This window comes from Rhizobium sp. 10N427 (assembly GCF_056394605.1).
This window is the reverse complement of sequence record NZ_JBFTID010000014.1, coordinates 89,181-102,058: the sequence shown is the minus strand read 5'-3', so window position 1 is coordinate 102,058 and position 12,878 is coordinate 89,181. Positions and strand designations below refer to the sequence as shown.

At 62.0% G+C, this 12,878-nt stretch carries 11 protein-coding genes; 6 read left to right on the top strand and 5 right to left on the bottom strand.

What is annotated here, in order from left to right:
- Positions 1 to 128: 128 nt before the first annotated feature.
- The gene (locus tag AC1DIJ_RS24320; RefSeq protein WP_112445167.1) at positions 129 to 1,733 is read left to right on the top strand and encodes a peptidoglycan DD-metalloendopeptidase family protein; all 1,605 of its coding nucleotides are present in this window, start codon (positions 129 to 131) and stop codon (positions 1,731 to 1,733) included.
- Between the two features lie 74 nt (positions 1,734 to 1,807).
- Here AC1DIJ_RS24320 and AC1DIJ_RS24315 read toward each other — a convergent pair whose 3' ends face one another.
- Positions 1,808 to 2,680 carry an ATP-binding protein gene (locus AC1DIJ_RS24315; protein ID WP_112387977.1) on the bottom strand — a complete coding sequence of 291 codons (873 nt, stop codon included), beginning with the start codon at positions 2,678 to 2,680 and terminating at the stop codon, positions 1,808 to 1,810.
- Positions 2,681 to 2,888: 208 nt separating this feature from the next.
- Between AC1DIJ_RS24315 and yajC the strand changes: the two genes are divergently transcribed.
- The 5 genes from yajC (at position 2,889) to AC1DIJ_RS24290 (ending at position 7,601) form a co-directional block, all read left to right on the top strand.
- Entirely contained in the window at positions 2,889 to 3,236 is a 348-nt protein-coding gene (gene yajC, locus AC1DIJ_RS24310; RefSeq protein WP_112387978.1) for a preprotein translocase subunit YajC, read from the top strand.
- Positions 3,237 to 3,272: 36 nt separating this feature from the next.
- Positions 3,273 to 5,816 (top strand): protein translocase subunit SecDF, encoded by a 2,544-nt coding sequence (gene secDF, locus AC1DIJ_RS24305; protein ID WP_112387979.1) that lies wholly within the window; start codon positions 3,273 to 3,275, stop codon positions 5,814 to 5,816.
- A gap of 3 nt (positions 5,817 to 5,819) precedes the next feature.
- Positions 5,820 to 6,206 (top strand): Mth938-like domain-containing protein, encoded by a 387-nt coding sequence (locus AC1DIJ_RS24300; protein WP_112387980.1) that lies wholly within the window; start codon positions 5,820 to 5,822, stop codon positions 6,204 to 6,206.
- A gap of 2 nt (positions 6,207 to 6,208) precedes the next feature.
- Positions 6,209 to 7,060, top strand: a complete 852-nt coding sequence (locus tag AC1DIJ_RS24295) for a phytoene/squalene synthase family protein (protein WP_112387981.1) — start codon at positions 6,209 to 6,211, stop codon at positions 7,058 to 7,060.
- A 70-nt stretch (positions 7,061 to 7,130) separates the two neighbouring features.
- Positions 7,131 to 7,601, top strand: coding sequence for a hypothetical protein (locus tag AC1DIJ_RS24290; protein ID WP_112387982.1), 471 nt, complete (start codon positions 7,131 to 7,133; stop codon positions 7,599 to 7,601).
- A gap of 4 nt (positions 7,602 to 7,605) precedes the next feature.
- Here the strand turns inward: AC1DIJ_RS24290 and trmFO are convergent, their stop codons facing one another.
- From trmFO to AC1DIJ_RS24270, 4 genes are all read right to left on the bottom strand, one after another.
- A complete protein-coding gene (gene trmFO / locus AC1DIJ_RS24285; protein WP_112387983.1) occupies positions 7,606 to 9,039 on the bottom strand; it encodes a methylenetetrahydrofolate--tRNA-(uracil(54)-C(5))-methyltransferase (FADH(2)-oxidizing) TrmFO in 1,434 nt (477 codons plus the stop codon).
- A gap of 70 nt (positions 9,040 to 9,109) precedes the next feature.
- Positions 9,110 to 10,768, bottom strand: coding sequence for a GNAT family N-acetyltransferase (locus tag AC1DIJ_RS24280; protein WP_112387984.1), 1,659 nt, complete (start codon positions 10,766 to 10,768; stop codon positions 9,110 to 9,112).
- A gap of 185 nt (positions 10,769 to 10,953) precedes the next feature.
- Positions 10,954 to 11,445, bottom strand: coding sequence for a hypothetical protein (locus AC1DIJ_RS24275; RefSeq protein ID WP_112387985.1), 492 nt, complete (start codon positions 11,443 to 11,445; stop codon positions 10,954 to 10,956).
- Positions 11,446 to 11,527: 82 nt separating this feature from the next.
- On the bottom strand, positions 11,528 to 12,874 hold the full coding sequence (locus AC1DIJ_RS24270; RefSeq protein ID WP_112387986.1) for an HlyD family type I secretion periplasmic adaptor subunit: 1,347 nt from the start codon (positions 12,872 to 12,874) through the stop codon (positions 11,528 to 11,530).
- Positions 12,875 to 12,878 lie beyond the last annotated feature (4 nt).

Genomic DNA, 12,878 nt, shown 5'->3' with positions numbered 1-12,878 from the left:
TTTCACCCGCAAGACTATGGTTATCAATTCCTCTAAAAAACTGCTCCAATTCCAGCGCTTTAACCGCGTGGTAATACTAACGCGCTTTAATACTCCCACAAATGGTTGCGTTGTGAGTGGGTCGTATCATGAGTTTTTGTGTATCGCCAAAGTTCGGAAAATCGGCCTTCAATCTTCTGGCCGTCGCCTTGTTGGCGAGTGCAGCGACAGGCTGCAGTTCAGATGTTTCGCGCTTCAGCGGTGGTCTTTTTGGCTCCGGTCAGGATCAGATGGCAACGGGTTCGGTCCCGCGCCGCAGCATGAGCGGACTGCAGGGCGATCCCGTACCGCAGGGCGACATGCAGGGCGGTGGCGCCATGCAGCCGGCCTACGGCAGCAACAATCAGTCCTACGGCAATCAGTCGTACAATCAGCCTTACCCGGCTTCGACTGGCGCGATCCGCTCCAATGCCCGCATCGCATCGGCGCCGGTCACGGTTCAGCGTTCCGAGCTCTCGGCACCGGGCGCAGCTGCTCCCGTCGCATCCCGCGAACGCCAGGAAGCACTGGCTCAGCCGTTCCCGGCATCGCAGGCTTCCGCGCCGCGCAAGCTGCAGGCTGCTCCGAAGCTTGCTGCGCCCGACACGCTGACGACGGGTTCGACGCCAAAGGCAACCGGCTGGTCTGCAGCTAACGCTCCGTCCGTCACGGTTCGTCCGGGCGAAAGCCTCGCTGTGCTGGCACGCCGCTACGGTGTTCCTGAAAACGAAATCCTCCGTGCGAATGGCATGAAGTCCGCTTCGGCCGTCAAGCCTGGCCAGTCGATCCTGATCCCGACCTTCAACGGCGGCAGCAACGCGGCCAAGGCCGCCTCGCAGACGGCCGACCTCTCCAAGCCGGGCAAGGCTCCAGAGCCCTACAAGGCGCCGGAACAGAACGTCGCTGTTCTGCCGGGCGCCAATACGGCACGAGACAAGTCGCAGGTCAGCGCTGACGGTGCCATGGGCAAGGTTGCAGCGGCCGGCGGCAAGGCTCCCGGCGGCGCCGGAAGCTATACCGTCAAGCAGGGTGACTCGCTCGCCAAGATCGCCAAGGCCACCGGCGCCAGCGTCGACTCTATCAAGCAGGCCAACAATCTGCAGGCAAGCTCGATCCGCATCGGCCAGACGCTGACTATTCCGGGCGGCTCTGCCGGAACCGACCAGATGAAGACGGCTTCGATCCCGGCCAAGGCCGCAGAGCCGAAGGCTGCCGCGCCTGCCGCAACCGAGACCGCGTCGAACCAGCCTGCGGGCTACAAGGCGCCCGCGGCAACGCAGACCGTCGATGAAGTCGAGAAGAAGTCCGATGTTGCTTCCGCAGCGCCTGAGGCAACCGGCATCGGCAAGTATCGCTGGCCGGTCCGCGGTGCGGTCATCGCTGCCTACGGCGCCAACGTCAACGGCAGCCGCAACGACGGTATCGATATCTCGGTTCCGCAGGGCACACCGATCAAGGCTGCTGAAAACGGCGTCGTCATCTATGCAGGCAACGGCCTGAAGGAACTCGGCAACACCGTTCTCGTCCGTCACGACGACGGCACGGTCACCGTTTACGGCAATGCCGATACGCTGAGCGTTACCCGCGGCCAGAAGATCCAGCGCGGCCAGACCGTTGCAGTCTCCGGCATGAGCGGCAACGTCAAGCAGCCGCAGGTCCACTTCGAAGTCCGCAAGGATGCTTCGCCGGTCAACCCGATCACCTTCCTCGAATAGTTAGCGCGTACGGGGAAATGCGAAAGCCCGGCCATGCGCCGGGCTTTTTGCGTTTTGGGCGAGGGCCAGCGGAATCAGTCGCGGGAAAGATTGATGCGCATGCGGCCGGCAAGATCCTGGATATACTGCCAGGCGACACGGCCGGAGCGCGCGCCGCGCGTCGTTGCCCATTCCAGGGCCTCGGCGCGCATCTTGTCGCGATCGAGCGTCAGCTTGAAATGATCGGCATAGCCGTCGATCATCGTCAGATAGTCTTCTTGGCTGCACTTGTGGAAGCCGAGCCACAAGCCGAAGCGATCCGACAGCGATACCTTCTCTTCCACCGCTTCCGACGGATTGATCGCCGTCGACTGCTCGTTTTCCATCATGTGGCGCGGCAGCAGGTGGCGGCGGTTGGACGTGGCATAGAACAGCACATTGTCAGGCCGCCCTTCGACGCCGCCATCCAATGCCGCCTTCAGCGACTTGTAGGCCGTGTCGTCATGATCGAAGGAGAGGTCGTCGCAGAAAACGATGATCCGGTGCGGCACATCCTTCATCAGGTCGAGAAGGGCAGGCAGGCTGGCGATGTCTTCGCGATGAACCTCGACCAGCTTCAGCGAAACGCCGCTTTCGCGCCTGACATCCTCATGCACCGCTTTGACCAGCGACGACTTGCCCATGCCGCGTGCGCCCCACAGGAGCACGTTGTTGGCCGGAAAGCCGTCGGCGAAACGCACGGTGTTTTCATGCAGGATATCGCGCACGTGATCGACGCCGCGGATGAGCGTCAGCGCCACGCGGTTCGGCCGCGCGACGGGTTGCAGATGCTGCCGTGCGGGCGACCAGACGAAACAGTCCGCGGCATTCCAGTCGTTCACGGCAGGGGCGGGCCCGGCAAGCCGCTCGACGGCTGCCGTCAGCCGCTTCAGTTCCTGCAGGATGACGCTGTTGATCTCTTCAGCCATGCTATGTCCTCCTGAAAATAGACTGCGGCGAACCGCCTCTTGTCTTTCATGGCGGCGTAACATGGCCTTTCCACAGCCGAAAGGTTATCAGGCGGCGGATTCGGTACGCCTCACGGCTGTTTTTGTTGCATTCGTTCTTACCGCAACTATAGTCCGGCCACTGAAAAGAGAGGCGGAATTTCGCCGCCCGCAGCTGAGGAGTTTATCAATGTTCATCACCCCGGCATTTGCCCAGGCCGCAACGGATACTGCCGCGTCGCCATTCGGCTCCGGCTTCGAAATGATCATCCTGTTCGTGCCGCTGATGGTCGTCTGGTATTTCCTGCTGATCCGTCCGCAGCGCGCCCAGGCCAAGAAGCGCGCTGAGACGCTTTCCGCCATTCGCCGCGGCGACCAGGTCGTTACTGCCGGCGGTCTCGTCGGCAAGGTCACGAAGGTCGTTGACGACAAGGAAGTGGAAGTGGAAATTGCTGATGGCGTTCGCGTTCGCGTCGTCCGCAGCGGCATTGCAGACGTCCGCGTCAAGGGCGAGCCCGTCAAGGCAGACGCCGCATAAAGACCGGCTTCAGACGAGCCGGATCGGAAAGGCAGCATGCACCACTTTTCCCGTTGGAAAACATTTCTGATCTGGCTTGTCGTCGCCGCGGCGGCATTGGCCGCCGCGCCAAATCTCTTCTCCGCCAACACGCTTTCTTCACTGCCGCAATGGCTGCCGCATAAGGCGCTGACGCCGGGCCTCGATATCGAGGGCGGCGCGCATCTGGTGGTGAAGATCGAGCGGGCCGATATCGTCAAGAACCGGCTCGAAAACACGGTCGCCAGTGTTCGTTCGCGGCTCCGCGACGCGAATATCCGCTATACCGGTCTGGCAGGCAACGATCAGACCATCCAGGTCCGCATTACCGATCCCGCGCAGACCGACCAGGCCGCATCATTGCTTTCGCCGCTGGCAGTCGCCTCGGGCGGATCGGCAGATCCCGATTTCACGATCACGAAGAGCGCCGACGGGCAGCTGAACCTTGCAATCTCGGGCAAGTCGATCGATCGCGACCTGGCATCGGCCCTGCAACGCTCGATCGCCATCGTCGCGCACCGCGCCGTCGAAGCCGGTGGAGCCGATCCTGTGATCACCACCGAGGGCCGCGACCGGCTGACGGTGCAGATCCCCGGTCTCGGCGATCCGCAGCGTTTCAAGGATCTGCTTAGTCAGCCGGGCAAGATAACCTTCCGTCTGGTCGATGCGAGCGTGACGCCGCAGGATGCCATGGCGGGCACTGTTCCCGCCGGTTCCGAGATCGCCTACTCGCAGGACGATCCGCCGATCGCCTATCTCGTCGAACGCGCCGAGGTCATGCACCAGTCGGATCTCGGCGACTTTGCCGTCGAGTCGGGCAATTCGCCCGACGACTCGTTCCTGAGTTTCAACTTCAATCTCGACGGGTCCAGGCGCTTTGCCGATCTCGTCCAGAAGAATGCCGGACGCACGCTTGCCGTGCTCCTCGACGACCAGGTGCTGACAACTCCTGAACTCGGCAAGCTTCTGGTCGGCGACAGCAGCCGTATTCCACTCGCCTATGCACCCGATGAGACCGAGGATCTGGCAGCGATGCTCCGCTCCGGTCCTCTCCCGGCCGGCCTGACCATCGTCGAGGAACGCACGATCGATCCGGGGCTCAGCGGCGGCGCGATCCGCGCCGGTCTGCTGGCAGGCATCATCGGCGCCGTCCTGGTTGCCGGGCTGATGATCGGCCTCTACGGCATGCTCGGTGTCATCGCCAGCCTCGCGCTGCTCGTCAACGTCCTGATGATCATCGCCGTTCTCAGCGTACTCGGCGCGCCGCTGACGCTGCCGGGCGTTGCAGGCATCGTGCTGATGATCGGCATTGCCGTCGATGCCAGCGTGCTGATCTACGAGCGCATCCGCGAAGAGTTGAAAGCTGGACTGCATCTCGATCAGGCGATCTCGGCCGGATATTCGCGCGCCTTCATGACCGTCGTCGACGCCAATATCACGACGCTGATCGCGTCGGCGATCCTCTTCTATCTCGGCAGCGATGCGATCCGCGGCTTTGCCGTAACGCTGGCGGCCGGCATCGTCACGACGGCATTCACCGCATTCCTGTTCACGCGCCCGCTGGTCGAGGCCTGGGTGCGCCGCCGCCGCTTGAAGCATCTGCCGAAAAGCGTGCACACCGACGTGTTCGACGGCACCTCTATCCGCTTCATGGGCATCCGCCGCTACAGCTTCACGGCGCTTGCCGCGCTGTCGCTGGTCTGCATGCTGGGCGTTGCCGCATCCGGCCTGCATCTCGGTGTCGATTTCACCGGTGGCTCGCTGATCGAGGCACGCTCGAAACAGGGACCTGCCGATCTCGAAGATATCCGCTCGCGGCTCAGCGAGCTCAATCTCGGCGACGTCGAGGTCAAGCGCCTGCGTGATCCGAACAGCGCCGCGATCCGCCTCCAGTCCCAGGGCGGCGGTGACAACGCCGAACAATCGGCGATCTCGCTTGTCCGTAGTGAATTGCAGGACGAATATGATTTCCGCCGCGTCGATGTCGTCGGCCCGGCCGTCTCCGGTGAATTGGCGCGCACAGCGACGCTCGGTGTTCTTGCCTCGCTGGCTGCGATCCTGATCTATATCTGGATCCGCTTCGAGTGGCAGTTCGCGATCGGCGCCATCATCGCCACGCTGCACGACGTCATCCTGACGCTCGGCTTCTTCGTCGTCACCGGCATCGAGTTCAATCTGACGAGCATTGCCGCGCTGCTTGTCATCGTCGGCTACTCGCTGAACGACACCGTGGTGGTCTACGACCGCATGCGCGAGAACCTGAAGCGCTACACGCGCATGCCGCTGCCGATCCTCATCGACGCCTCTATCAACCAGACGCTGTCGCGCACCATCCTGACGGCGGCCACGACGCTGCTCGCGCTTCTGGCGCTGACATTGTTTGGCGGCGAAGTGATCCGTCCCTTCGCGCTCATCATGCTCTTCGGTGTTGCCGTTGGCACGTTTTCCTCCATCTATATTGCTGCGCCGGTCCTGATCCTTTTCAGGCTTCGCCCGAAATCCTATGACGACGAGGACGAAAACGAGACCGCGGGCGGCGCACCCGGAAAGGCTACAGTCTAAGTCATGGCAAGAGGCATCGAAATCCGCGCGGCACATTTTCCCGGCCGGGCGCCCATCGACAGCTATGGAAACGGCGGCTTCCGCTTCGCCGACATGTCGCATCGCGGCTCTATCCTCTGTCTGCCGTCGGGCATCTATGGCTGGGAGATGGACGTGACGAAGCCGCTCTCGCCGGAAAATTTCATCCGCGTGCTCGACGAAGCCGGCGATATCGAAGTGCTGCTGGTCGGCACCGGCCCGGAACTGAAACGCCTTCCGCCCGAGCTGAAGCAGGCGCTGAAGGCCCGTGGCATCTCGTCCGATCCGATGAGCACGGGCGCAGCCGTGCGCACCTACAATATCATGCTGGCCGAATCGCGGGCCGTCGCCGCAGCGTTGATCGCGGTCTGACCATGGCCGAGCAGACAATGACCAACCAGGAGATCTGCCTGGCGATGCTGCGCGACAGCGACCGGGACCGTTATCTCGCAAGCCTGCTGTCGCCGCCGGACAAGCGTGCAGCGCTTGTCGCTCTCTATGCCTTCAATGCCGAGCTCGCCAAGATCCGCGATCTCGTGCATGAGCCCCTGCCGGGGGAAGTGCGTATGCAATATTGGCGCGACCTGCTCGAGGGCAGCGCCCATGGCTCGACGGAAGCCAATCCCGTCGCCGCCGAGCTTCTGAGCGCGATCGAAACCCACCGCCTGCCGCGGCAGACGCTGGTCGACATGATCGAAGCCCGCATCTTCGACCTCTATGACGATCCGATGGAGAGCCGCACGTCTCTGGAAGGCTATGCAGGGGAAACCGCCTCGGCGCTGATCCAGCTCGCGAGCCTGGTATTGTCGCCGGAGGACGCGGCGAAATCCGCCGATGCCGCCGGACATGCGGGTGTCGCGCAGGCGATTTCAGGTATGCTGCTGCTGATGCCGCTGCACCGCCACCGCGGCCAGGTCTATATTCCGCTGGAGATCCTGAGCGCGACCGGCCTTGACCGCGACAGTTTCATCGCAGGCGCCGATAAGACTCGGATTTCCGCAGCGATCGAAGCCTTTGCCGGGCTCGGCCGCGATCATCTTGCCAAGGCGCAAAAGGCGGCAATCCCGCCCTCCGTCTTTCCAGCTTTCCTGCCGGCAACGCTTGCCGGGCCGGTGCTGGCAAGGGCGCAACGGGCAGGGGCAGGGTTGTTCGACCGGCCGTTGCAGCAGCCGCAATGGCGCCGTCAGCTGGGAATGACCTTTTCCTTGATGCGCAAGAAAATCTGAGGCGAGTTCAAACTCGCGCAAGCCTCGGGCATTATAAGGCGGCAACCGCAATTCCGGATTGGAGACCGCGTTGAGCATTATCATCTGGTCGATCATTTTCGCTGGCCTGTTTCTCCTGGCTTTCGTCGCGACACGCATGGCGTCGCAGAACAAGGAAGAAGAGGGGCTGCGCGACATGGGTCTCGCGATCCTCGAGTTCAACCGCGCCTTCCCGCACGACGCGATCCGCCAGCTGCAGGCGACGGCCGATGGCCAGGTGGTGTTCGTCAGATTGCACGACAACAAGGCCGGCTTCATGCGCAGCATGCACCGGCACTTCTCCTGCCATGTGCTGCAGCCGGGCAGGGTGCGGGTTGCAAGCTCGGAGACAGGCAAAGGATTGGTGATCGAGTTCCTCGATCACCCGCATCAGAACAGCACCTTCGAATTCGTTTCCGCCAAGGAGGCGTCCGAGGTCTCGCTGTGGCTGCTCGGCAATTATGTCGCCGATGCCGATCTGGTGCTGCCGCCGGCAGATGCGCCGGCAGCCAGCAATCAGTAAGCCGTCAGGCGCTTTCGGCCAGCGGCACGCTCTGGCCGAGCCATTCTGCGCAATCGGCTAGCGCCCGCTTGGCGATCAGCTGCCGTTTCATGATCGTCTTGTCCTTGCCGCGGAAGCGCTTGACGCCCTCAGGCTTGACGATCGAGCCCGGCTGCAATTCCGGAAACAGCCCGAAATTGATGTTCATCGGCTGGAATGACCGCTTGCCCGGCTCTTCGTCGGTGACGAGATGACCGCCGGTAATGTGGCCGAGTAGCGAGCCAAGGGCCGTCGTGGACGGCGGCAGCGAAACCTCTTCGCCCTTCCGCTCCGCAGCGGCGAAACGTCCGGCCAGAAGGCCGACGCTGGCACTTTCGACATAGCCTTCGCAGCCGGTGATCTGCCCGGCGAAGCGCAGGCCCGGCCGCGACTTCAGCGTCAGAGAGCCGTCCAGAAGCGTGGGCGAATTGATATAGGTGTTGCGGTGCAAGCCGCCGAGGCGGGCAAATTCGGCATTTTCCAGGCCCGGGATCATCCGGAAGATATCCGCTTGGGCGCCGTATTTCAGCTTCGTCTGGAAACCGACCATATTGTAGAGCGTGCCGAGCGCATTGTCCTGGCGCAGCTGAACCACGGCATAGGCCTTGACAGTCGGATTGTGGGCGTTGGTAAGCCCCATCGGCTTCATCGGCCCATGGCGCGGCGTTTCGCGGCCACGCTCGGCCATCACCTCGATCGGCAGGCAGCCGTCGAAATAGGGCGTGCCTTCCCATTCCTTGAAGCCGACGGTGTCGCCCGCGATCAGTGCGTCGATGAAGGCGTTGTACTGCCCCTCGTCCATCGGGCAGTTGATATAGTCCTTGCCTGTACCACCGGGGCCGACCTTGTCGTAGCGCGACTGATACCAGCAGATATCCATGTCGATGCTTTCGCGGTAGACGATCGGCGCGATGGCATCGAAGAAGGCCAGCGCGTCGGCGCCGGTTTCAGCCTGGATGGCCTCCGCGAGCGACGGCGCCGTCAGCGGGCCGGTGGCGACGATCGCCAGATCCCATTCCTTCGGCGGCAGGCCGGTGACTTCCTCGCGCACCACGGTGACAAGCGGATGCTCGTGGATCGCCTTGGTCACCGCATCCGAAAAGCCGTCGCGGTCGACGGCCAGCGCGCCGCCTGCCGGTACCTGATGCTTGTCGGCGCAGGCCATGATCAGCGAACCGGCCAGACGCATTTCCGCATGGATGACGCCAACGGCATTGCTGGTGGCGTCGTCGGAGCGGAAGGAATTGGAACAGACGAGCTCGGCAAGGCCGTCCGTCTTGTGGGCGTCGGTGCCGCGGACGCCACGCATCTCGTGGAGGATGACGGGTACGCCGGCCTGGGCGATCTGCCAGGCTGCTTCGGAGCCTGCAAGGCCGCCGCCGACGACGTGGATGGGTGAATGGGAAGAGGTCTTGTTCATGCGCGGCTGATTATCACGGCTTGCCGACGCAGGAAACTCCCGCGTTCAAAAAGCGACCGCTTGCGGTAAGTCAACTGAACGCCGGTTCCCGCTCCAGCTGGAGATGGACGGGACGCTGCATCGGCCGCTTCGCGACTTTCTTTGGCTTGGCTGCCCTGACCTTCTGAGCGGGCCTCTGTTCGCTGACAATGCGCCGAAGGGCTTCGCGTGACTTTTCGACATAGGTCTGTTGCATCGCGTCCTCGAAATCGTAACGCTCGATCATTGAGAATACGCGGGCTGCCTCCTCCTTGCGTCCGGCGCCGGCGAGCGCCACACCCTGCTTGTAATGCGCCTGCGCGTCGAAGGGGGCATTCTGGATGATCTTGCCGAAGGTGAGCGCCGCGTTGTCATAGCTGCCGAGCGCCAGCTGCGTTTCTCCGAGTTTCAGATAGACGGGCGCCACGTCCTTGACGCGTCCGACAAGCGCCGTGAAACCTGCCTCGGCCTCGTGCAGCTCACCCTTGTCGAACGCCAGGCTGGCGAGACCGAATTCGGCGCCGATATGGCCGGGGACCGTAACCGCAAGCTGCTTGAATGCCACTTCGGCATAGGCCTTCTCGCCGCGCCGGTACATTTCCAGCGCCCGCTCATAGACGAAGTCGATGCTCCGCCGGTTGATGATACCACCGAGATTCTGGCCAGTTCGCGTGCGGAAGACGGTGCAGGAAAGTTGCCGCTCCTCTGGACCGAACATGTATTTGTATGGCTCTGTGCCACGCAGGAAATCGTAGGTCGCAAAACCGTCGGCGATGGCGCGGCGAATGCAGTAGCCATGAAGGATAAGGCCGGGCGAGGGCGTCTTCCATTCTTCGTCGCGGCCGGTGATGTAGAACAGGATGGCTTTCTTCTGCCGGTCGACGATGTTGGCAAGCACGCCGAGTGGCCGGTCGCCATGCCAGAGCACGGGCACGTCGAGATTGCCGGTCGCAAAGCTGTCCATCAGCAAAGTGCGTGTCGCGCTGATCAGCTTGTCGATCCGTTCCACTCCCTTCTTCGCCAGCCATTTTGTCCGCCAGAACTGGAAGAGGATGTCGAGATCGCGATCGATCGTCTCCGGGGTCGCCATGGTGATGCGGAACTCTTCGCCGCCATCCAGTTTGCGTAGGAAGCGCCGCAACTTCTGCCGCGACTGGCTGCTCATGCTGCTGTCGAGATAGCCATCGAAGCTGTCAGGCAACCGGACGACGGGGCAGACGCAGTTGTCGATATTGTCGGCGTTGCGGATCGCGCTGTCGCGAAACATCACGTCCGGACCTTCTAGTTCACGCAGGAAGGCTTTGCGCCGCTCCGGCGATCCATAGAAATACTCGACCTTCAGATGCGTCCAGTTCTGCTGCTTGAGATAGCGCGCGAAGCCTTCGATGGCGAACCGCTCGTAGGCGGGATCAGCGAGAAACCCGGCATAATCAGCCGAATAATTGCCGGCCATGACGATCTCGTCGAAGAACAGGCCGGTCTTTTCGTCATGCTGGGTAAGAACCCGTAACGGAAAGAAGGCGACGTAAGGTGAACCTTCCGGCTTTTCCCGCAAGGCCAGAACAAACCAGCGGTTCCGCCGTGCAAGATAGGATCTGAGCCAGATCCAGGAGAGAAAATGCTGTGCGTGGGGGTCCTGCAGATAGACCCGGTCCCACTGCTCGCGGAGCTGGTCGAATCCAGCGTCCGTGTCGATCACATCAATGCGCATTGCCCCCTCCCAACACCCCTTACACAGTTCGGGAGCTTGCATTCTATTGGGAAACGGCGGCCATCAAATATGCCGTTCGGATAAAACACCGGCATCAAATCGGGCTAACATTTGCGGGTTATGGGGCCCTGAGCGGGTAATCCCGGCGCTTGCCGATGTGTTGGGCAAGCCTGCTGTTTATAGGATCAGATGTTGGCCGACGCATGCTCGCTGGCGTGGATGAATTCCCAGAGCGATTTGCTGATAGCGACGATCTCGGCGATCGAGTGTTCCAGCGCCTGGATCTCTTTTTCATCGAGCTGCTCGACCTTGCCGTAGCGGATTTCCTTGTCGTCCTCGACGAGGCGCATCAGCTGGGTGGAGGAGATCTGGCCGTTGTCGTCGAAGGAATAGATGCAGTGATTGTATTTGTTGCGCATCCGCGATTCCCGCTTCAGCCGGCCCATCGTCTGAAGCACCGCCTTGCGGTCCGCCGGCGGCGTGGAGTGGAGCTTGGCGAGCCGCTCGACGAGGTCGATGCGGGCGCGGGTGGTATTCAGCGTCAGGAAGACGACGATCGCCGCATCCTTCTCCACTTTCAGAAGGTGGGCGATGACATAGATCAGCAGGCTTTCGGTATTGGTCCAGACATAGTTCAGGCGCCCAACCCGCAACAGCACGTCAGACATGGCCGCCATAGAAGCCTCCAAAAACCGATCCCGTGAAGGACAATACTGCAGATCGGAACAGGAGGCTTCTAATCTCTTCGTATTAGGGCGGTCAGCGCTCCTTAAAGGCCCGCGACATACTGTCGGTGATCGGCTTGGTGATATATTCGAAGAATGTCCGCTCGGATGTCTGGATCAGCACATCCGCCGGCATCCCGGGTACCGGATGGAACCCATGCACCTTGGCAATCTCCGAATCCGGTATTTCGACGCGGACGATATAGACATCCTTGGTCTGCAGGCCGGAATTCTCCTCGATAGAGTCCGCCGAAACATAAAACACCTTGCCGTTCAGAACAGGCGTCGTGCGCCGGTTCAGCGCCGAAAGGCGGATGGCGGCCGTCTGGCCTTCGTGCAGCTGGTCGATCGATGTGCGCAGAACCTGCGCCTCGATGATCAGCGGCACATGCGCGGGCAGGATTTCCATGATCGGCTTGCCTGTGGTGATAACCCCGCCTGCCGTGTGGTAATAGGCACGGATCACGGTACCGTTGACGGGCGAACGGATCACTGTCCGCTCAAGCACGCCCTGCGCCTCGCGGGCCTGTTCGCGCACGCTGTCGAGATCGGAATCAGCGCTTTCAAGCGCATCGAGCGCTGCCTGCTTGTTGGAGTTGACGGCGATAACGGCCTCCTGGCGGAACTTGGCGATTTCGGCCTCGCTCTCGTTTAGCTCGCCTTGCAGACGCGAAATATCGCCCATGGCATCGGCCATGGCGCGCTCGATCGCCAAAAGGTCCGTCTTGCGCATGTACCCGACCTTGACGAGGCGGGCCTTGGAATCGCGCTCTTCGGTAAGCAGTGAAAGCTGCCGTTCGAAGGAGTCCTTCTGGCCGCTATAACCCTTGAAGCGAAAGTCGAGCGAGGCGATGTTTTTGTCGATCAGGTTCAGCTGTTCTTCAAGTTTGACCTGCTTGCTGCGGAACACGATATTCTGGCTCTGGATAATCGAACCGACATCCGGATCGCTGGCCTCGGCCATGACGACCGCGGGGATCTTCAGATCCTTGTCGCCGGCAGCTTCGGCCCGCAAACGGGCGACTACCGCCTCCAGGCGCAGCCGCCGGAGCTTGAGCATGCGGTCATTCGACAGTGCTGCCGTCGGGTCGAGGGTCAGGAGGACGTCACCTTCCTTGACGACGTCGCCTTCACTGACCCGCATGTCCTTGATGATGCCGCCCTCGAGATGCTGGACGACCTTGTTATTGCCCGTGGCAACGAAGCTGCCCTGCGCGATGATCGCCGAGGCCAGCGGCGCCGTGCCGGCCCAGATGCCGAAACTGCCGAAGGAAGCAGCAAGGACGCTGAGGCCGATGATGCTGTGATAGCGGATCGAGCGCGGAACCTCGCTATACCATTCGACGGGATTGTTGCTCGTCTGCAGAGTGGTACTCGCCATTTCG